The following is a 19,195-nucleotide window of genomic DNA, read 5'->3' as shown; positions in this document are numbered from 1 at the left end:
GATCGTATGACCGACACCGCGCCTTCTGGGGAGACACCCCCCAGGCCCCCCGTGCCGGAGCTTCGGGCCTCCGACGCCGATCGTGAACGAGTCTCCGAGCAGCTGCGGGACGCCCTCGCGGAGGGGCGGCTCGACATGGAGGAGTTCGAGGAACGGCTGGAGGCGACGTACAACGCGCGTACGTACGGCGAACTGGCCCCCCTCACCCGTGACCTGCCCGGCGCGGGCGAGGTGGCCCCGTTGTCCGTGTCCCTGGTCAAGGAGCCCGAGGCGAGCGGGAGTTGGGCCGGGCGGATCACCGGCGCCGAGGGCACGTCCACGTGGGGCGTGGCGGTCCTGTCCGGGTTCGAACGCAAGGGGCGCTGGACCGTGCCCAAGCGGTTCGACTGTTTCACGTTCTGGGGCGGCGGTGAGCTGGACCTGCGGGACGCGTACTTCGCCGAACGCGAGGTCGTCATCAACTGCGTGGCGATCATGGGCGGCATGAACGTGATCGTTCCGCCGGGCGTCGAGGTCGTGGTGCGGGGGATCAGCATCATGGGCGGGTTCGACCACAGCGAGGAGGGCGTGCCGGGTGAGCCGGGTGCTCCGCGGGTGGTCATCACCGGGTTCGCGTTCTGGGGCGGCATCGGGGTGGAGCGGAAGCTGCCGAAGGCGGAGCGGCAGCGGTTGAAGGAGGCTCGGCGGCAGGAACGGCTAGAGCGGAAAGAGGCCCGGCGGCTGGAGAAGGGGCGCTGACGTCGTAGGCCGGCCGCGGGTCGTTGGTGGTTGCTCGCGCGGTTCCCCGCGCCCCTCACGGGTGCGGAGGTGACCCGGCGGCTACAGCTTCGCCGGAGCCGAGCCCTTCAGGTCCGCCAGGTCGAAGACCTCCGCCATCCGCTCGTATCCCGCGTCGCTCGGGTGCAGATGGTCGCCCGAGTCGTAGTCCGGCCTGAGCTGCCTCGGGTTGTACGGGTCCCGTAGGGCCTTGTCGAAGTCGACGACCGCGTCGTAGACGTCGCCGGAGCGGATGCGGTCGTTGATGGACCGGCGTACCGTCTCGCGCTGTTCGGTCCAGCCGCGGTGGCCCTGGAACGGCATGAGGGTCGCGCCGACGACGCGCAGGCCGCGGGCGTGGGCCTGGTCGACGAGGGTGCGCAGGCCGGCGACGATCGCGTCCGGGTCGGCCTGGTTCGGGTTCTTCAGGATGTCGTTGATGCCGAGGTCGATGACGACCGCCTTGACGCCCGTACGGCCGAGGACGTCGCGGGGGAAGCGGGCTAGGCCGCTGGGGTTGTCGGCGGGGCGTCCGTGGCCGTCGGCGAGGACCTGGTTGCCGCTGATGCCCTGGTTGACGACGCTGTAGCGGGGTGTGTCGGAGGAGGCGCCGGCGGATTGGCGCAGCCGGTCGGAGAGGGCGTCCGTCCAGCGCCGGTTCGCGCCGACGGTCGAGGTCACGCCGTCGGTGAGCGAGTCGCCGAGGACGACGACCGTGCCGTCCGCGTCGTTGCTGAGGACGTCGACGGCGGTGACGTACCGCCAGTAGGTGGACTGCGTGGTGTACGGCGTCCCGGTGACGTCCGCGGCCTGGTCGCCCTCGGCGGTGTACGAGATCTGCCGGGCGTGCAGGTGGTAGGTGACCGGGCCGGAGGGGGTGGGCGAGAAGGTGGTGACGAGGATGTCGCTGTCGTGCGGGATCGCCACCCGTACGGCGTCGCTGACCACCTGTCGGCCCGAGGGGATGGTGACGGACTCGGCGCCGCCGAAGGTGAGGCGGCGCATGGTGTCGGGCATGGCGGCCGGGCTGTTCGCGGCGGCGGCCACCGCGATCGAGGCGTGCGTGAGGGTCAGCGGCTGCTGCCCGTAGAGGTTGGAGAACGTGATGCGGGCGCTCGTGCCGCCGGTGGCCGTGTGCAGCACGTTGCGCACCGAGCGGCCCGCGAGGCCGTTCGTCTCGGTGCCCGGCTCCGCCCCGCTCGGCGACGCCGACCAGGCGCCGACCCAGACGCCGGTGGAGGCGGGGGCGACGGTGCCCCGGGGGGCGCGGGCGAAGGTCTCCTGCCGCGTCGTGCCGTCGTCGAGGCCGACGCCGGCGTATATCGCGGCCGAGACGGCCACGACCAGGGTGACGATCGCGGCGAGCAAGGCATAACCGTGGTGACGCCTGGTCATGCGGTGCGTTTCTCCTCGGGCAATGGAGCCCGGGGCTCCGATGTGATCACCCCATGATGCGTCATGGGATGGGGGTGCTTTGCGAGAACCCCCATCGGTTCCCCCGCCCGGACAGACGCGGGGAACTCCTGTTCCGTTCCAGGAGTAGGTCAGGAGTGGGGAAGACGTAGGTCACAAGAGAAGAACAAGGGCGGGAAAGGGACAATGTGCACGGGGGACACGAGCGGGTGGAGTGAATGAACCGTACGGAAGTGGAAGAAACCAGCCCCCGGGCATGGGCCGGGACCAACCGCGCCATGACCACCTTCAGCGCGGCCGACGAGGAGAAGCAGCGCGGCGTACGCCGGATGAAGTTCACCGCGGCCGGCCTGCTGCTGTTCGTGGCGGTCGTCTACGTGCTCGCCAAGTGGGCGTCGCACGAGGGCGCCGGCGCCTGGGCCGACTATGTGGCGGCGGCGGCCGAGGCGGGCATGGTGGGCGCGCTGGCGGACTGGTTCGCGGTGACCGCGCTGTTCCGCCACCCCCTCGGCATCCCCATCCCGCACACCGCGATCATCCCCAACAAGAAGGACCAACTGGGCGTCTCCCTGGGCGAGTTCGTCGGAGAGAACTTCCTCTCCGAGGATGTCGTACGGCAGCGGCTGCGGGCCGTCGGCATCGGCAGTCGGCTCGGCGCGTGGCTGGCGGAGCCGCAGAACGCCGACCGGGTGACGGCGGAGCTGGCGACGGCGCTGCGCGGAGCGCTGACGGTGCTCCGCGACTCGGACGTACAGGCGGTGGTCAGCGAGGCCATCACCCGCAGGGCGGGCGCCCAGGAGATCGGGCCCGGCATAGGGAAGATGCTGGAGCGGATCGTCGCCGACGGCGGCCACCGGCGGGCCGTCGACCTGATCTGCGCCCGCGCCCAGAACTGGCTGATCCTCCACGACGAGCAGGTCATGGACGCGGTCGAGGGCGGTGCCCCCGGATGGACCCCCAGGTTCGTCGACAAGCGCATCGGCGAACGGGTGTACAAGGAACTCCTCCGCTTCGTCACCGAGATGCGCGACTCGCCCACGCATCCGGCCCGGGGCGCGCTCGACCGCTTCCTCACCGACTTCGCCTCCGACCTCCAGTCCGACACGGACACCCGGGCGCGCGTGGAGCGGCTGAAGGGCGAGGTGCTGGCCCGGGGCGAGGTCCAGGACCTGATCGACTCCGTGTGGACGGCCGTACGGGCGATGATCGTGTCGGCGGCGGAGGACGAGCGCAGTGAGCTGCGGCTACGGGTCCGCACTTCCCTGCTCTCCCTGGGCGCCCGGATGGCCGAGGAGCCGAACGCGCAGGCCAAGGTGGACAAGTGGGTCGAGGGCGCGGCCGTGCACGTGGTCACGACGTACCGGGCGGAGATCACGTCCCTGATCACCGAGACGGTCGCGAGCTGGGACGCCGAACACACGACCCGGAAGATCGAGGCCCACATCGGCCGCGACCTCCAGTTCATCCGCATCAACGGCACGGTGGTCGGCTCTCTGGCCGGGTTGTTGATCTATACGGTGTCGCGGGCGCTTGGGGCGTGACCTGAGAGGACCGGGGCGGGGCCCGGTCCTCTCAGGGGCGCGGAGAACTGCGCGAGCAACCTCGACGAACCCGCACCCGCCGAACCACCCGCACCCCCGAGGTCGTAGGCGCAGCGGGGTCGAAGGGGCAGCCGCCCCTTGTGGGTGGGACGGGTAGGGGCGCGGCGGGGGCGCGATGCCTTCCGGCCTCGTGAGTCAGCCGTAGAAGTACCGCATGGCCTTCTGCTCGAAGTAGGACGAGTACGCCATCCCGATCGCCGGGGTGCCGCGATACGACCCCACGTACTGATGGGCGCTGTCGACCACGACGGGCCGGGCCATGCACGCCCACTTGTTGCGCTGCTGGGCCTCGGCCCACCGCACCGCCGCCGGGTCCACGCGGTCACTGACCAGCAGCGGGAACGCCCCGATGCCGGTCTGCAGCCCGAGCGGCAGACCGCCCTTGGTCTTCTTCGCGTAGGCCAGCACCTGCTCGGTGAAGGTCTCGATCGTGGGGATGGTTATCTCCGGGACGGCCGCCGCCACGGTGAACAGGTGCAGCTTCGTCCCCGCCCACCTCCACTTGAAGTCGGCCCGCCGCCCGATGAGCACGGGCGCTCCCGCCCAGTCCTCCCACCACGTACGGCATTGGTCGGCGGCGAGACGGGCTTCCAGGGCGGACAGGTAGGCGCGGGACGCGGACTGCTGTTCATACATGGCCGGATGATGCCTGGCCGTGGCCGGTTCTGTGAAGTCGGCGAAGGTAAGGGAACGGTCAGGCTCCGGCCGTGGAGCCCGGCCGGACGACCATCAGAAGGGCCCTAGCCGGACGATCATCAGAAGGGCCCTAGGCGCGCCGGTCAGCCACAACCCAGGACGCGAGGGCAACGCCCCCGGCAACCCCGAACACAGCCGGCCAGGCTCCCACCTTCTTCGCCAGAGGATGCGACCCGGCGAACGCGGCGACGTACCCGGCAGTGAGCGCCCCCGCGGCCTTGCCGCCGGCCGCCCGCTGCCACTGCTGTGCGGCCGCCGCCCCCGCCACGGCCAGCACAACTCCGCCGAGTTGCCGCTTCTTGGTCCAGCGGGCCACCCCGTACCCACCGATGAGCCCGCTCGCGGCCACCGCCGCCGTGGGGATCCTCGCCATCACTGCCTCCTGCGTCGCCTGTGACCGGACGGTCGACCGGCCGGTCGACCATCCGGTGCCGTCGAGGCTAGCCCCCGGCCGGGACGGAACCCGGAACCTGAGTCGAGCCCTGTCAAGAACCGAAAACCTGGTTGATCCGGCCCGACCGGACGGACACGATCGCCCGATGCCCTCCACCACCGGTCGCCTCACCACCCCCGACGGTGTCCACCTCGCCTACCGCGACCACACCCCACCCCCGACCCTCCCCGCCTCCGGCCGCACGCTTCTCCTCCTGCACGGCCTGGCGGGCCACATGGGGGAGTGGGACGACCTGCTGCCCGCACTGGTGGCGGACGGCCACCGCGTGGTGATGTACGACGCCCGGGGTCATGGCGCGAGCACACGCACCCCCGCGGACATGACCCGAGCGGCGTGCGTACGGGACGCGGTGACGGTGATCCGTGAACTGGTACCGGAGTCAGGGAAGTTGACCCTCGTGGGCCAGTCCCTCGGCGGCCACACGGCCTTCCTCGCCGCGGCCGAGCACCCCGCCCTCCTCCACTCCCTGATCCTGATCGAGGCGGGCCCGGGCGCCCCCGACCCGGCCCTCCCCGCCCACATCGCCGCCTGGCTGGACAGCTGGCCCACACCCTTCGACTCCCCGGCCTCCGCGACGGCGTTCTTCGGCCACGAGGCCTGGTCCCGCAACCTCGAACAGCGCTCCGACGGCTGGTACCCGAGGGTGGACCGCCGGACGACGCTGGCCGCCGTGGCGGAGCCGGCAGTCACGTCGTACCACTCCGCCTGGGCGGCCACGACCTGCCCCACCCTGGTCGTACGCGGCGCGAACGGCACGATGGCGGAAGCCGACGCGACCGCGATGCCGGCGGCCCGCGCCCCCGGCACCACCACCCGCCTCGCGGTCGTCGAGGACGCGGGCCACGACGTACACCTGGACAAGCCGGACCGCCTGCACGCCACGATGGCCGAATTCCTCAATTCCCTTGGCTCTGAGGCAAGTTGATAGCCGGCTAAGAGCCTGGCATGCTCATGCACGGCTACTGGGGGGTAACCGCCACTCGCGCGCCGTCACCGAAGACGGCTGCATCGACGTGTGCATCGGCATGCCCCTCAAGCGGCCACCGTCACCTCTCATCTCATCTCGTCTCTCTCATCACCTCCTGAAGCGCACCCCCGAACTCCGCTCCCGAGGACACACGCGTGCACAAGCTCAAGAGACATGCCCTGCTGTCGGCGATGTCCGCGATCACCGTCGCGGCCCTGCTCACGACGGGTTGCTCCGCCACCTCCCAGACCCCCACCGACGCGGCCGGCGCGGCGGTCGCGAAGACCCCCGAGCCCGGCGCGGCCGAGGAACAACTGGCGGTCGTATCGGCCCCCAAAACCGGCGCGACCCCCACCGCGGTGGCCGACGCGGACGCGAACGGCGCCGGCCAGGCGAAGAAGAGCTCGCTCAAGGTCGCGTCGTACGACAAGAAGAGCGGCAGGGCGGTGATCGCGGCACCGGCGCGTGCGTCGGAGTCGTCGTCCCCCACACCGTCCGCCTCGGCGTCGACCCCGGCCGCACCCCCCGTGGCGGTCGGCGACGTCATAGCCAGCGCGCCCGCCCCCGGCGCCCCCGACGGCCTGCTGGCCAAGGTGACGGAGGTGGTCGGCGAGGCGAACACGGACGCGGACGCGAACGCGTCTGCGGACGCTGACAACGATGGCGGCGCCGCCGCCGCCACGACGGTCCAGACCGAACCGGCGACGCTCGACGCGGTCCTCGGCGAGAGCAAGGCCGAGGGCGAGGTCCCGGTGGACCCGTCGACCATCGACGTGGACCCCCTGGTCAACGGCGTGAAGGTGTCCTGGGCGAAGACCGGCGACCTCACCTTCGGCCCCAAGGGCGCGAAGCTCCCGCTGGGCAGCCTGCGCATCGACGTGGGCGCGTCGGTCGCCACCGCCGAGGACGCCCCGGCCTCGGCCGCCGCGTCGGTCCAGGGCTTCGTACAGCTCGCGCCGGAGGTCGCCTTCTCGTACGACGGCACCGCTAAGGCCAACGGCTCGTCCCCCGGCGGCGCGTTCCTGGGCCTGACGGGCGACTGGGCGTCGAAGTGGTCCCTGAAGGGCCGGGCGGCTGGCACGACGAACGGCAAGCCGATCCGCATCCCGTTCGCCGAGCTCCACTCCGACCCGGTGATCCAGGCGGGCCCGATCCCGATCGTCGTCAACCTCGATCTGACCCTCTACTTCCAGATCGACGCCGACGGCCGTGTCACGGTCGACGTCGAACAGGACCTCAAGGGCGACTTCCGCGCCGGCGGCGAATTCACCTGGGCCAAGGGCTGGACCTCGGTCAGCGAGTCGAAGATGACCGGCGAACCCCTGAAGACCAAGGTCACGGCGACGGGCAAGGTGAAGGCGGCCCTGGGCGCCGAGGCGACGGTGGGCCTCTACGGCACGGTGGGCGTCACAGCCGACCTGGCCCCCTACCTCCGCGTGGAGGCCGACGCGTCGGCCGAAGGCTCAGCCGACGGCACCGGCTCGGCCCAGGGCTCGTACGCCCTCTTCGGCGGAGTCGACCTCACCGGCACCCTCAACCTCTCCCTCAGCATCTTCGGCACCCCGATCTTCGAGAAGAGGATCCCGCTGGGGGCAGTGCACGAGGAGTGGCTGCTGACGAAGGGCGAGGTGGCGACGGCGTAGCGGCCCACGTCGTGTGACCGGTGAGACCCCGTCGTGTGACCGGCGTCCGATCACCGGTCACACGACGGTTCACCCGCTGGATGCCGGAAACCGGAAGCGGGCCGGCGAGAGAATCCCGGCATGAAGATGACCGAGCGCGCCCTCAACCGCGCCACGCTGGCCCGCCAGTTGCTGCTGGCCCGAGAGCCGGGCCTGGACGCCGTCGAAGCGGTACGACGTGTGGTCGCCCTGCAGGCCCAACAGCCGGCCTCGCCGTACATCGCCCTGTGGAACCGCCTGACCGCCTTCGACGCGAGGGCTCTGGACGAGGCGTTGGCCGATCACCGCACGGTCAGGGCAACCCTGATGCGGATCACGGTGCACCTGGTCCACGCCGACGACTACGCCCCCTTCCGCGAGGCCATGGACCCCACCCTCAGAGCCTCCCGCCTGGGCGACACCCGCTTCACGTCCTCCGGTCTGACCGCAGCGGACGCGGACACCCTGCTCCCATCCCTGCTGCGGTACGCGAGCACCCCGAGAACAGCCGCAGAACTCCGCACATGGCTGGACGACGAACTGCCGAACCGACCCGGCACCCCCCTTGCTCCCCTGGCGGCAGACGCCCACAGAATGCTGCGCCACTACGCCCCCCTGTGGCACGCCCCCACGGGCGGCCCCTGGTCCTTCGACACACGCCAGTCGTACGTCTCACCGCCCCACCCCCCGCGGCTCACGGACTCCGAGTCCGCGGCGAAGGGCCTACGCACCCTGCTCCACCGCTACCTAGAGGCCTTCGGCCCGGCCACGGTGGCGGACATGGCCCAGTTCACGCTCATCCAACGGGCCCGCATCCGACCAGTGGTCCAGGAAATGCTGGCGAACGCGGAAGTGGAACAACTGCCCCCCGCGACCGGCAAGACCCCCCTCTACGACATCCCGGACGCCCCCCGCCCACCCGAGAACACCCCCGCCCCACCCCGACTCCTCCCCATGTGGGACAGCCCCCTCCTCGCCTACGCCGACCGCAGCCGCCTCATCCCCCCGGCCTACCGCAAGCACGTGACCCGCATGAACGGCGACGTACTCCCGACGCTGCTGGTGGACGGGCAGGTGGCGGGGGTCTGGCGAGTGGTGGACGATGCGGCATCGATCGAGGCGACGGCGTTCCACCCACTCCCGGCCGCGGTGTGGAGGGCCTTGGGGGAGGAGGCGGAGGCCCTCACGACGTTCCTCGCGGGCCGGGATGCGCGGCCGTATCGGCGGTATGACCACTGGTGGGGGAAGGGGTTTCCGGGGGGTGAGGTTCGGCGGTTGTCCGAGGGCTGAGCGCCGAGAGCCATGCCGGGTCACCCCAGCCGGGCTTACGGTGGGGACGGCCTTGCGGGGGCCGTCCCGATGCTACGGTCACGCGCGTGACGCTCCCCGCTTCCGCAACTCGTGCTTTCGAGAGCCGGGACGGCAAGCTGATGACGCTGTTCGTGTGCTCGAAGATCCTGGGGCCGGGCGCGCATCCCCAGGGCCCTCGGCTGGAGCCCGCGCGGCGTATGGCGGAGCGGATCGTCGCGGAGCTTCAGGAGGGCTGACCGCTCGCCATCACGTGAAGAGAAGGGTCGGCTCGGCGAGGATGTCACGCCCCAGTTCGCTCTTGTAGATCAGATCGATGCTGCCGAAGCGGGCATGGGCGTAGTCCAGCCCCAGGGCTGCCACCGCGTCCCGCACCGCCGCTTCGGAAGAGCTCTCGATCTCCAGGAAGGTGGCCAGCTCCGGCCAGGTGTCGAAGTCGTAGGTGACGCCGTTCAGCTGCCACTCTTCGCGGTAGTTCTGCTGATAGCGGACCTGCCGCAGTCCGAGCGCCGTGAGCAGTTCTGCGGTCTTGGCCAGGTCGTCGACCTCGATCTCGATCTCCGTGGTCCCGTTGATGTGTGTGGCGTCGGTGACCTGCTTCAAGGTGAGCGTGGTCCTGCCGCCCTCGTCCCGTAGCCGCAGCCACTGTTCGCCCTGCACCGCGTCGTTCTCGAAGATCAGGCGGGTGAACATGGTCTTGGGGAAGACCTGTTCGGCCCCGGCGGCACGAAGCGCGCCGACAGTGGCCTGCACGTCGATCTCCAGGAACTTCGCCTCGTACTCGTGCTGTGCCACGGCTCTCCTTCACAGATGCGGACAAGACTCTGCGCGAGCTATCCGGGCAGTCACGCGGACCCCCGCCGCAGCTGTTACGAATAACGACGCCGGGTTTGTGGCCGGTCTCTGATAACTCAGAGACCGGCTTTCCCTATGGCAGCTATGAAGTCAGACCAGGGGCTGGCGCCAAAGGACAACCAGGGGCCAGAGGCATCCTTGCTGTCCCGCACAGCCATGCCGTCCTGCACGAAGGCGGCCTCCACACACTCGGTCCCGCTGCCCCCACTGTAAGAGGACTTGAACCACTGGTGCTCGGACCGTATCGGCATCACGACTCCTGGCTTGTGCGGTGGATCAGTTGGGCGGAGGCCTCCATGTCGAGCGCTTGCGCTTGGAGGTACTGGAACGCCAACCTATACCGCTCCAGTTCTTGCGGCTTCTCCATGAAGAGGCCGCCTCCGATGATGTCGACGTACACGACGTCCAGGTCGCGAGTTTGACCACCGAGGATGAGAAAGCTCCCAACAGCGGCTGCATGACCACCAGTTGAAAACGGCAGCACTTGTACGGTGATGTGGGGGAGCTCCGCCATGGTGAGTAGGTGCCGGAGTTGGGCGTTCATGACTTCCGGCCCACCGACCGTCCGTCGGATGGCAGCCTCGTCGATCACGCACCAGATGTGCGGCGGGTCTTCCCGTTGCAGAAGCTCCTGGCGCTTCATCCGGATGTCCACCATGTACTGCACTTCCCGCTCAGGGCACTGCTTCTCGGAGGACCGGTGGACGGCCTCGGCGTACTCACGGGTCTGGAGGAGGCCTGGGATGAACATGCAGGCGTAGTGGTCCTCCCGTACGACCTCATCCTCAAGCGTGAGCATGAGGTTCATGGAGTTGGGGACGGGGTCGGCGAGCGACCGCCACCAGCCTTGGATCTTGGCTGCCTTGGCTAGTTCGACCAGGGCGAGGCGCTCCATATCGGAAGTGTCGTACTCCCGGCAGAGGGCATCGACCGTGGGCCACTTGACCGACCCTTCCTTGGTTTCGTAGCGACTCAAGGTCGCCTTCGAGACGCCGACGCGCGCTCCCGCTTCCTCCAAGGTGAGCCCCTTGAGCTCGCGGAGACGGCGTAGATCTGCACCCAACTGACGCCTGCGGGTGGTGGGGCCAACTGCCATGTCTCGGGCCTTTCGCTTGAACCGTCAGATCGTGGGGCTTCCTTGCATGCGTTCGCAACGGAGTGCGCGCCGGGGGCGTGCAGTGTGCGGACGCGCTCCCGCTAGCACTAGATGAGAGTTCCATTTCGAGAGTTCCAATGCAACTCTCTGTGTGCAGACAAACGCGGATCGCAACTTGGTCGGCAAGTAGAGGAGTTGAACGATGGATTGCATCGCGGGCATGCCGAGGAAGCCCTGGGACCTGCCCTTTGTGGCCGAACCGAAGGAGGTAGCCGGTCTCCGGCGGATCATGCGACTTCACTTGGGCCTCTGGGGACTCCACGAGGTCATCGACGCTGCTCAACTCTGTGTCAGCGAACTCGTGTCCAACGTCATTCACCACGTGGGCGCCGGAACCCCCACCACACTCGCCGTCTCCATGAACGGAACCCACGTACGGATCGAGGTCCGCGACCCCGACGCCCGTGCGCTACCCACGCTGTTTGAAGCCGCGACGGAGGCTGAGTCCGGCAGAGGGATGGCGCTGGTGAATGCTGTTGCCGACCGCTGGGGCGTCCAGCCTTATGCAGACCACAAGGTGACCTGGTGTGAGCTGGCGACGGGATTGACCTCCACGCATGGCCATCTGGGAGGCGCACGCATCGCCCGAGCTGAGGTGCTGCTTGGGCTGTACGGGACGGCGACGCTTCCGCAGGCGGCAAGGCTGAGCCCGCTCACCACTGCGGTGGCTGAGGGAGCGGTGACTGCCCTCATCGCCGACCTGCTGCACTGGGTGAGAGCACATGGAGGCGACGCCGACGAAGCGCTTGACCGGGCCCAGCGCCGGTATGAGGCAGGGACTTCATGCGAGGGGGCTGGGCCTTCGTAGATACGCCTGGTGCGGGGCGCTATCCCTCGCGTCGAGCGCAGGCGATCACCGCCAGGTCTCTACCCAGCGGTGATCGCCGAGTACGTCCACACATCGGCCGGGAGCTCATGCTCCAAACGCCATGTGATCGCCATCGGCTTGCTGCCGGTGTGCTCCTCGTATAGAGCCGGACCGAGCAGCATCCAGGGGTGGGCTTTGCCTATGTCGGTGTCCTTGTAGCGGCGCATGAAGAGCAGGACATGGCTGCCCTGCTGCACATGGCGCTGGTAGCGCAAGCCCGTCGGGGAGTTTTCGGCGGTGGCGTTCTGAGACTCCCAGTGGAAGAGCGCGGGGCTCAGCGCGTAGTCCTTGTAGCGGACAGTGGGGGAAAAGTCTCTTTCGTTCTTCTCCAGGGTGATGAGCAGGGCGTCGGTTTGGATGTCGTCGACCCACTGCACACCTTGTGCGAAAGACCGGGGCATCTGGCCGCCGAAGCGGGCCACGCCGAGCGCCGCCAGGATCTCTGAGCGGTTGTAGGAGCTGTGGACCCGCAAGGGGATATCGCTATGTGGGCCTGACAGGCGGAGCGGGAAGTGGTCGGCCTTCTCGATGACGTACGACAGCACTTGCCGCAGCTCATCACGGAATACGGGCTGAGCGCGGAGGGATTCGAGGCCTTCTTGGAAGCTGGTGAAGCCTCCTGCGTTGTCCCACAGGTTGAAGAAGAGCATGCGGGCGTACGCCTGGTCGGTCGGCGGCAGAGCTTCGTACTCGGGAGCGTCGTCGGCGAGGAGGCGTAGATAGGCCTTGGCGCGGTCGGGGTCGTCTACGTGGAGGAAGGCGTGGACTCGTTTGAGGAGCGCCGCCTCCCCTGCTGGAGCCGGCTCTTCGACCAACCCCGCCTTGCGGAGGACCGTGGTCCAGGAGTTGTCGCTCTTGTAGAGCTCTTTGAGCTCGCGGCGGCTCTCCCGGAGATAGTCCGCGAGGCGGGGAGTGCGATAGTCCTTGACCTCCTTCGTCAGCGTCTTCACGGTGGCGCCTAGTTGGGTGCGGATGTTGTCAAGGACGAGCTCCTTGGACTTGCCCTCCAGGATGATCTGGCAGCCAGAGGGAAGTTGCGGGAAGTCATGCTCGATGTGATCGACGAGCCGGTTGCGGGAGAGGTTGGTGAGAGCCCGGAACTGCTCCTCGAAGCGGAACTCCGCCCGGTGCTGACCGATGAAGTCGAGCACGGTGAGGACGGGCTTCGTCTCCGTACGGCGAAGACCCCGCCCCAACTGCTGAAGGAAGATCGTGGCGCTGTTCGTGGGGCGGAGCAGCAACAACGTGTCGACGTCGGGGATGTCGAGGCCCTCGTTGAACAGATCGACAGAGAAGATCACTTGAAGCTTGCCGTTTCGGAGGTCAGCCAGGGCTTGATCCCGAACCGCTGCCGGTGAATCGCTGTCGAGCGCCACGGCCTGAAAGTTGGCCTTGCGGAAGAAGTCGGCCATGAAGTGCGCATGAGCTTTGGACACACAGAACCCGAGGGCGCGCATGGCTCCGGGGTTGGAGACCTTGTCGCGGATCTGCTTCACGACGATACGGGCACGGGCGTGGTTGCCGGTGTAGAGGTTATCGAGGTCATGATCGGTGTAGGCGCCCTTCTGCCAGCCAAGGTTGGTCAGAGTGGTGCCGTCTGGGATGCCGAAGTAGTGAAAGGGGCACAGGAGATCGTTCTCCAGTGCTTCCCAGAGGCGCATCTCGGCTGCGATACGGCCATCGAAGAACTCGTTTTGCACATTGAGCCCGTCCATCCGCTCGGGAGTGGCGGTGAGCCCAAGGAGTTGCTTCGGCTTGAAGTGGTCAATGACTCGGCGGTACGTCCTCGCCGTGGCGTGATGGAACTCGTCGATCACGATGATGTCGAAGTGCTCTGGCGCAAGCTGCTCCAACCGCTGGACGTTGAGCGACTGGACGCTGGCGAACACATGGTTCCACTCGCGCGGGTCTTCACCGCCGTAGAGAAGCTCTCCGAAGGATGCGTCGTCAAGCACTTCGCGGTACGTGCGCAAGGACTGCCGGAGGATTTCCTTGCGATGGGCCACGAAGAGCAATCGTGGGTGACCGTTACCCCACTCCCTGAGGAGGTTTCGATAGTCCAGCGCGGCCATCACTGTCTTACCGGTCCCGGTAGCCGCGACAAGAAGGTTGCGGCTCCGATCACGGAGTTCACGCTCGATGCGCAACCTTTCGAGCATGTCCTGCTGATGAGGGAAGGGACGTACTTCAAGACCTGACAGGCTGATCTTGAGATCGGCCGCAGGGCGGGTCCCACTGGCCTGAGTGAGGGCCTGGTCCAGACGCTCGCCGTCACGGTCCGGGTCATACGCCTCAAAGGCGATGTCGTTCCAGTACGCGTCGAAGGTGGCCTCGAACTTGTTGAGCACAGCCGGAGTTGCTACCGATGACAGGCGTACGTTCCACTCCAGTCCATCGAGCAGCGCGGCCTTGGAAAGGTTGGAACTACCGACATACGCCGTGTCGAAACCGCTTTTGCGCCGGAACAGCCAGGCCTTCGCGTGCAGCCGCGTCGAACGGATCTCGTAGTTGACCTTCACCTTGGCGCCGAAGTCGCGAACGAGTCGATCCAGTGCGTGGCGGTCGGTGGCGCCGATGTAGGTGGTCGTGATGACGCGGATCGGAACGCCACGTTCTTTGGCCGCGCGGAGCGAGTCTTCGAGTACGCGCAGGCCGTACCACTTCACGAAGGCGCACAACAGATCGATACGGTCTGCCGTGGCCAGCTCGGCACGTAGCTCGCTGCCGAGGCTTGGGTCTTCGGGAGAGTTGGTGATGAGCGCTGTCTCTGAGAGCGGAGTCAGGGGACGGACCGCGTAAACACCAGGTGCCTCCTGCTCAGCCAGAGCCAAGAGTTGGCGAGGCCCATCCGCGATGAGCTCGACAGTGTCACTGGCGTTCAGCTCGGAGGGGCCGGATGCGAGCGACTCGATGATCTGGTTGGCCACGGCGACGCGCTTGTCGTGGGGCAGTTGGCTGAGTCTGCGCCCTATGGCCTGACTGATGTGGCGAGCGAGCACGTGCGGTGAGGACTCCTCGCTGACGTCGGCGTCGATGGCCCTCCAACCAGCAGCACCCAACTGCTCCATCTGCGCCTGCATGCGCTGAGTGATGAGCTCCTCGTACACACCCGCGACAGGCTTCGACAGATCCCCCGGCTGAGCCACGCTGACTCCTCGCTCGCTCGTCTAGCAACGGCTCTGTTGTAACAGCTGCCACTGACAATCGACGAAGATGAGGCACTAGATGATCGCGGGTCGCTAGCTCTCTGACCTTCTAGCGCAACCTAGTTGACATAAGTGATCGTCTTCGGTCCATCATGGTCGCGTGGGGAACAAGCGAAGAATCGGTCACTTAGCAGGCGTCGCTCCCGGCGCAGAGTTCCATCGCCGTCGGCAGGTGCACCAGGCCGATCTGCACGGAAATACCGTCCGTGGCATCTCGTGGCTCGCGGATGAAGACGGAAGCGATGTTGCCGACGCCATCGTGCTGCACGGTGGGTACGAGGACGACGAGGACCACTGGACTTGGGTGCGGTACACGGGAGCCTCCCCCGACGCCGACAAGTACAAGGAAAATGGAGTTCCAAAGCTCCGGCGAAGCCAAGACTGGGCGTATCAAGACAACGCTGCTCTCAAGCTGAGCTACGACCGAGGCCACCCCATTCGAGTCATTCGTGGCTGGAAGGGGGATTCGCGGTACTCACCGATCGATTGCTATAGATACGACGGGCTGTACGAGATTACGCACGTCCGGACCGCCGTATCGAAGTCGCTGGCGCCGGATGGAACGCCTATCGAGATCTGTCAATTTGATCTGGAGCGTCTGCCTGATCAGTACAGGACCCGACAGCCGTTGAGCGTCAGATCTCCGACCTGCTGGTGCAGCAGGACGAGCTTCCTCTAGACGAGCTGGATCAGGCGGAGAGCGAGACCGACGAGGACTCGGAGGAAGCGACACGGCTCGGGGGGAAACTCCCCGAGAAGCGTTCAGCGACGGTGCAGCGGATTGTGCGCGATGCTGCGGTGCCGAGAAATGTGAAGGCGCTCTACGGCGGAGAGTGCCAAGCATGCGGTCTGCGTTTAGAAGGGCCGGATGGGAAGACCTACAGCGAAGGCGCCCACATCCAGCCTCTTGGTGAGCCACACCGGGGCCCTGATGTAGAGCCCAACGTCCTGTGTCTCTGTCCTAACTGCCATGTGCGGCTTGATATTGGGGCGATCGTCATTGACGACGACTGGTCGATAATTGTGCGTGCAGGAGCCCTAGGCGGAAACGTGCACCCGAAGCTCACCATGCACCGCAAGCACAAGGTTCACGTGAACTATGTCCGCTATCACCGAAAGCACTGGCAAGGGGACTGAGGCATCAGACGGCACAGGCCATGGAAATTCATAGCCTTCACCAATGCCCCTGCGGGCCACCCTTGACCCGGGCTGCTCCAGCACGGGGGCCTGGAAGAGTGGCTGGCCCGGGGGCACCCTCATAGGGCGCTCGCCAGGAAAGCCTCGGGGGCCAGGAACGCCCCCGAGGCTGTTTGTCCTCGCCGACCAGTAGCTAACCGGCCTCCCTCAGCCCCCGTGGCACCCCGCATAAGCCCGCCCCGACCCACACCAACACCCCGCCCCCCTCTGCGGCGGCCACTCCTCCGCCCTGCCCCGCGCAGCCAGCGTCGTCGCATACTGCGGCAGCAGCGTCGCGTCGGCCGGGGACGAGCCCTCCGAGGCCGCGAAAGCCTCGTACGACGGGACCGTGCCCGTCACGATGCCCAGGTTCGGGGTGCCGGAGGCCGCCAGTTCCCGTAGTGACGCCTCTATCGTCGACAGGTGCTCCCCGTGCGACGGGTACTCCGACGCCAACCCCGGGTACGCCGACAGCAGTTCCGAGAGTTCCGGTGCCGGCCAGTGCAGGATCGCCACCGGGAACGGGCGGGAGAGGGCCTCCCTGTAGGTGCCCAACTCCGCTCGTAGGCGGGAGATTTCGGCCTGGAGTTCCGCGGGGTTGTCGGAGCCCAGGGACCACACCCGTTTCGGGTCGTGCAGCTCGTCCAAGGACACGGACGACGAGTGGAGTGTGTCCGCCACCGCGTCCCAGTCGTCGTGCGGCGCGCCCAGCATGCGGCGGACCCTGTGGCGGCCGAAGAGGACGGGGCGCGTTGCGTACGGAGGTTCCTCCACGCCCGTCAGCAGGAGCGTCGCCGCCTCCGTGAAGGTGTTCTGCGCCGACTCCAGCTCGTCGTGGTTCTCCAGGGCCTCGGCCACGATCACCCAGGGGGCCGGGTCGCGGGGGGCCGCCGCCCGTACGCCCTCGATGATCGCCCTGGCCTCGGCCTCGTGGCCGTACTCCCAGAGGTTGGACGCCTTCAGGGCTCGTACCAGGTGGGGGTTCTCCAGCCGGGAGTCGGAGGACAGCAGGCGGTCGTAGAGCGCGGTCGCGCCCGGGCGGTCGCCGGCCAGTTCCCGGTGGGCCGCGGCCTGCACGAGCAGGTGTTCGGCGTCCTCGGGATAAAGGTCGGCGGTCCGCTCCAGGCGGGCCGCTTCGGCGGTGTGGTCGACGTTTTCGGCAGGCGTGTCGGGGCGCATGCACGACACCGTACTGCCGACCGGCGATCGAGGAGAGGGATGGGTGAGGGATGGGTGAGGGATGGCGAGGGATGGGCCGGTCAGCGCCCCGCTTGATTCAGCGGAAGCGGGTCGCGCGGCGGACCCCGGCCCACATCACCCCGGCCCGCACCCCGGCCCGTCACCCGCCGCCTAGATCGTCACCCCGTCGATCTGCAACGTCTGCACCGCCCCCGCCGCGAACGGCACCGACACCGACTTGCCGCTCAGGGTCGTGTCCGAGTACGCGCGGTAGCGGTCGCTGCCGCCCGACGTGTGGGTGTTCCAGCGGGGGACCAGGCCGTTCGTGCCGCCCGTCACCGTCGTGAAACGGGAGAGGTCGAAGGTGAGGGTCTGGGCCGAGGAGGAGGTGTTGATCGCGACTATCACCAGGCGCTTCGCCGTCGCGTCGTACGCCGCCGCCGTGTAGCTCGAACCCGCGTCCAGGATCTTCATCCCGGGGCGGATGTGGCGGCTGAACTGCGCCATCACGTAGTACTTCGTCTGGATCGTCGTCGGCTGGAGGGTGTTCGCGTCGTACGCGATCATCGCCCAGCCCGCCGTCGGGTCCATCACCTGCCAGTAGACCCAGGCCGTGGGGTGCAGCCAGCGGAAGTCGTAACAGAGGTTCCGGGCGAGGGTCCAGCCGGTGCCGTCGCTGTCGCCCGTCTCCGAGTTCCAGAGCTTCTTGCCGGATGTCGTCACCACATCCGTGTAGAGCAGATCCCTACGGCCGTTCGCGCCCTGGTAGCCGTGCACGTTCACCTGGTTGACCAGGGCCTTCGTCGAAGAGCCGAACGCGCTCCAGGTCGAGCGGGCCGTGTCGTAGTTCGTCTCGTCGGACGCCGAGATGCGTACGCCCGTCAGGCCCCGCTTGTCCAACTCGCTGCGCATGTACGGCAGTACGGCCGCCTGGACCGACGCGTCCATGTGGCAGCCCTCCTGGGTGCCGGTCGCCGTCCACCAGCTGGAGGCCGGCTCGTTGAAGGGGTCGACCGTCGCGAAGTTCACGCCCCAGTTGTTCTTGGCGTAGAGGGCCACGGCGGCCAGGTGGGAGGCGTGCTGGCGGTAGTTCCAGGACTGGAGGTTGTTGCCGCCGCCCGACGCGCCCGAGGGGTTGTGGTTCAGGCACATCCACCACATCGGGGAGTTGGCGAAGAGTTCCGTGGTCGCGCCGCGCGCCACCGCCTTCGTCAGGGCCGCCCGCTGCGTGGCGTCCGCCGTCCATTTCCAGGCCGAGGAGGTCGGGTCCTCGTTGTTCCAGTCCTGCCAGTAGCCCTCGATCTGCTTGAACGCGGGGATGTTGGGCGACGCGACCATGGACGAGCCGTTCACCGTGTTCGAGCTGCACGCGCCGAGGTTGTAGCGGGCGATGTTCATGCCCAGGCCGGGGAGGGCCGTGCCGTTGTACGTCGTCGTCTTGGTGGTGAACCACAGGTCGGCGAAGTCGTCCCGGGCGCCGAAGACGTTCGCCCACCAGGCGAGCGAGGTGCCCCAGCCCTCCCAGGTGCCGTAGGTCGTACCGGGCGTGATCGCGATCGTCGCGTCCGCGTGCGCGGTGCCCGTGCCCAGCGCGCCGCCGAGGACCGCGCCACCGGCCGCGGCCAGCAGGGCTCTGCGGCGGAACGGAGCCGGGTTCCGGTCCACTGCCGAGGGTGTGGACGAGTGGTCCTTGGGGTTCTGGGAGTCCTGAGGGTCTGGGGACATGGCCATATCAGCTCCGGGGGTGCGGGTGCGGAGGGGGATGGGGAGTCGCACGGGAGAAGAGGGTCATACGGGGGAGCGGGAGTCATACGGGGAGCGGGAGTCATACGGGGACAGAGGCACAGTTGTTCTTCGGAAGAGTCAGGGCTGACCAGTGGGGTTGTCGAGAGGTAGGAC

The 19,195-nt window shown here is 67.8% G+C and carries 18 protein-coding genes; 9 read left to right on the top strand and 9 right to left on the bottom strand.

The genetic code is table 11. The annotated features are described in order from the left end of the window. The first annotated feature begins 6 nt into the window (after positions 1-6). Entirely contained in the window at positions 7-738 is a 732-nt protein-coding gene (locus SGFS_RS23485) for a DUF1707 SHOCT-like domain-containing protein (protein ID WP_286253093.1), read from the top strand. A gap of 81 nt (positions 739-819) precedes the next feature. On the opposite strand, the gene SGFS_RS23480 is transcribed toward SGFS_RS23485, so the two are convergent. Beyond that, the gene (locus SGFS_RS23480; protein ID WP_286253092.1) at positions 820-2,151 is read right to left on the bottom strand and encodes an SGNH/GDSL hydrolase family protein; all 1,332 of its coding nucleotides are present in this window, start codon (positions 2,149-2,151) and stop codon (positions 820-822) included. A 236-nt stretch (positions 2,152-2,387) separates the two neighbouring features. On the opposite strand from SGFS_RS23480, the gene SGFS_RS23475 reads away from it, so the two are divergent. Next, the gene (locus tag SGFS_RS23475) at positions 2,388-3,710 is read left to right on the top strand and encodes a DUF445 domain-containing protein (RefSeq protein ID WP_286253091.1); all 1,323 of its coding nucleotides are present in this window, start codon (positions 2,388-2,390) and stop codon (positions 3,708-3,710) included. Between the two features lie 195 nt (positions 3,711-3,905). Here the strand turns inward: SGFS_RS23475 and SGFS_RS23470 are convergent, their stop codons facing one another. Beyond that, on the bottom strand, positions 3,906-4,406 hold the full coding sequence (locus tag SGFS_RS23470; RefSeq protein WP_286253090.1) for a levansucrase: 501 nt from the start codon (positions 4,404-4,406) through the stop codon (positions 3,906-3,908). A gap of 130 nt (positions 4,407-4,536) precedes the next feature. Further along, entirely contained in the window at positions 4,537-4,839 is a 303-nt protein-coding gene (locus tag SGFS_RS23465; RefSeq protein WP_286253088.1) for a hypothetical protein, read from the bottom strand. 166 nt (positions 4,840-5,005) lie between these two features. Between SGFS_RS23465 and SGFS_RS23460 the strand changes: the two genes are divergently transcribed. From SGFS_RS23460 to SGFS_RS23445, 4 genes are all read left to right on the top strand, one after another. Beyond that, positions 5,006-5,845, top strand: coding sequence for an alpha/beta fold hydrolase (locus tag SGFS_RS23460; protein ID WP_286253086.1), 840 nt, complete (start codon positions 5,006-5,008; stop codon positions 5,843-5,845). A gap of 197 nt (positions 5,846-6,042) precedes the next feature. Then, the gene (locus SGFS_RS23455) at positions 6,043-7,530 is read left to right on the top strand and encodes a hypothetical protein (protein WP_286253085.1); all 1,488 of its coding nucleotides are present in this window, start codon (positions 6,043-6,045) and stop codon (positions 7,528-7,530) included. Between the two features lie 120 nt (positions 7,531-7,650). Then, positions 7,651-8,838, top strand: coding sequence for a winged helix DNA-binding domain-containing protein (locus tag SGFS_RS23450; protein ID WP_286253084.1), 1,188 nt, complete (start codon positions 7,651-7,653; stop codon positions 8,836-8,838). Positions 8,839-8,924: 86 nt separating this feature from the next. Next, positions 8,925-9,095: a hypothetical protein gene (locus tag SGFS_RS23445; RefSeq protein ID WP_286260461.1), complete on the top strand. Its 171-nt coding sequence runs from the start codon at positions 8,925-8,927 to the stop codon at positions 9,093-9,095. A 10-nt stretch (positions 9,096-9,105) separates the two neighbouring features. Here the strand turns inward: SGFS_RS23445 and SGFS_RS23440 are convergent, their stop codons facing one another. The 3 genes from SGFS_RS23440 to SGFS_RS23430 form a co-directional block, all read right to left on the bottom strand. Continuing rightward, positions 9,106-9,651, bottom strand: coding sequence for a class IV adenylate cyclase (locus SGFS_RS23440; protein ID WP_286253082.1), 546 nt, complete (start codon positions 9,649-9,651; stop codon positions 9,106-9,108). A 116-nt stretch (positions 9,652-9,767) separates the two neighbouring features. Continuing rightward, on the bottom strand, positions 9,768-9,962 hold the full coding sequence (locus SGFS_RS23435) for a DUF397 domain-containing protein (RefSeq protein WP_286253081.1): 195 nt from the start codon (positions 9,960-9,962) through the stop codon (positions 9,768-9,770). Continuing rightward, positions 9,962-10,807, bottom strand: a complete 846-nt coding sequence (locus tag SGFS_RS23430; protein WP_286253080.1) for a helix-turn-helix domain-containing protein — start codon at positions 10,805-10,807, stop codon at positions 9,962-9,964. Before SGFS_RS23430 ends, SGFS_RS23435 begins: the two co-directional genes overlap by 1 nt. 202 nt (positions 10,808-11,009) lie before the next feature. On the opposite strand from SGFS_RS23430, the gene SGFS_RS23425 reads away from it, so the two are divergent. Further along, the gene (locus tag SGFS_RS23425) at positions 11,010-11,675 is read left to right on the top strand and encodes an ATP-binding protein (protein ID WP_286253079.1); all 666 of its coding nucleotides are present in this window, start codon (positions 11,010-11,012) and stop codon (positions 11,673-11,675) included. A 59-nt stretch (positions 11,676-11,734) separates the two neighbouring features. Here the strand turns inward: SGFS_RS23425 and SGFS_RS23420 are convergent, their stop codons facing one another. Beyond that, positions 11,735-14,815: a DUF3427 domain-containing protein gene (locus SGFS_RS23420; protein WP_286260026.1), complete on the bottom strand. Its 3,081-nt coding sequence runs from the start codon at positions 14,813-14,815 to the stop codon at positions 11,735-11,737. Between the two features lie 226 nt (positions 14,816-15,041). On the opposite strand from SGFS_RS23420, the gene SGFS_RS51460 reads away from it, so the two are divergent. Both SGFS_RS51460 and SGFS_RS23410 read left to right on the top strand, forming a co-directional pair. After that, a complete protein-coding gene (locus SGFS_RS51460) occupies positions 15,042-15,620 on the top strand; it encodes a YDG/SRA domain-containing protein (protein ID WP_350284011.1) in 579 nt (192 codons plus the stop codon). Continuing rightward, positions 15,596-16,078, top strand: coding sequence for an HNH endonuclease (locus SGFS_RS23410; protein ID WP_286253077.1), 483 nt, complete (start codon positions 15,596-15,598; stop codon positions 16,076-16,078). Before SGFS_RS51460 ends, SGFS_RS23410 begins: the two co-directional genes overlap by 25 nt. 207 nt (positions 16,079-16,285) lie before the next feature. On the opposite strand, the gene SGFS_RS23405 is transcribed toward SGFS_RS23410, so the two are convergent. Together SGFS_RS23405 and SGFS_RS23400 are read right to left on the bottom strand one after the other, a co-directional pair. After that, positions 16,286-17,296 carry an SEC-C domain-containing protein gene (locus SGFS_RS23405; protein WP_286253076.1) on the bottom strand — a complete coding sequence of 337 codons (1,011 nt, stop codon included), beginning with the start codon at positions 17,294-17,296 and terminating at the stop codon, positions 16,286-16,288. A gap of 171 nt (positions 17,297-17,467) precedes the next feature. Next, on the bottom strand, positions 17,468-19,027 hold the full coding sequence (locus SGFS_RS23400; protein ID WP_286253075.1) for a glycoside hydrolase: 1,560 nt from the start codon (positions 19,025-19,027) through the stop codon (positions 17,468-17,470). Between the last annotated feature and the right edge of the window lie 168 nt (positions 19,028-19,195).

Origin of the sequence: Streptomyces graminofaciens (assembly GCF_030294945.1) — a bacterium.
Classification (GTDB): Bacteria; Actinomycetota; Actinomycetes; order Streptomycetales; family Streptomycetaceae; genus Streptomyces; species Streptomyces graminofaciens.
Note: the sequence above shows the minus strand (reverse complement) of the source record. Positions and strands in the feature narration are given on the sequence as shown.

Coding starts and splice junctions, on each gene's coding strand:
- SGFS_RS23420 (WP_286260026.1), bottom strand. CDS start 14,815: ATGCAGGCGCAGATGGAGCAGTTGGGTGCTGCTGGTTGGAGGGCCATC.
- SGFS_RS23465 (WP_286253088.1), bottom strand. CDS start 4,839: ATGGCGAGGATCCCCACGGCGGCGGTGGCCGCGAGCGGGCTCATCGGT.
- SGFS_RS23470 (WP_286253090.1), bottom strand. CDS start 4,406: ATGTATGAACAGCAGTCCGCGTCCCGCGCCTACCTGTCCGCCCTGGAA.
- SGFS_RS23435 (WP_286253081.1), bottom strand. CDS start 9,962: ATGCCGATACGGTCCGAGCACCAGTGGTTCAAGTCCTCTTACAGTGGG.
- SGFS_RS23400 (WP_286253075.1), bottom strand. CDS start 19,027: ATGGCCATGTCCCCAGACCCTCAGGACTCCCAGAACCCCAAGGACCAC.
- SGFS_RS23485 (WP_286253093.1), top strand. CDS start 7: ATGACCGACACCGCGCCTTCTGGGGAGACACCCCCCAGGCCCCCCGTG.
- SGFS_RS23450 (WP_286253084.1), top strand. CDS start 7,651: ATGAAGATGACCGAGCGCGCCCTCAACCGCGCCACGCTGGCCCGCCAG.
- SGFS_RS23460 (WP_286253086.1), top strand. CDS start 5,006: ATGCCCTCCACCACCGGTCGCCTCACCACCCCCGACGGTGTCCACCTC.
- SGFS_RS23475 (WP_286253091.1), top strand. CDS start 2,388: ATGAACCGTACGGAAGTGGAAGAAACCAGCCCCCGGGCATGGGCCGGG.
- SGFS_RS23425 (WP_286253079.1), top strand. CDS start 11,010: ATGGATTGCATCGCGGGCATGCCGAGGAAGCCCTGGGACCTGCCCTTT.
- SGFS_RS23430 (WP_286253080.1), bottom strand. CDS start 10,807: ATGGCAGTTGGCCCCACCACCCGCAGGCGTCAGTTGGGTGCAGATCTA.
- SGFS_RS23405 (WP_286253076.1), bottom strand. CDS start 17,296: ATGCGCCCCGACACGCCTGCCGAAAACGTCGACCACACCGCCGAAGCG.
- SGFS_RS23480 (WP_286253092.1), bottom strand. CDS start 2,151: ATGACCAGGCGTCACCACGGTTATGCCTTGCTCGCCGCGATCGTCACC.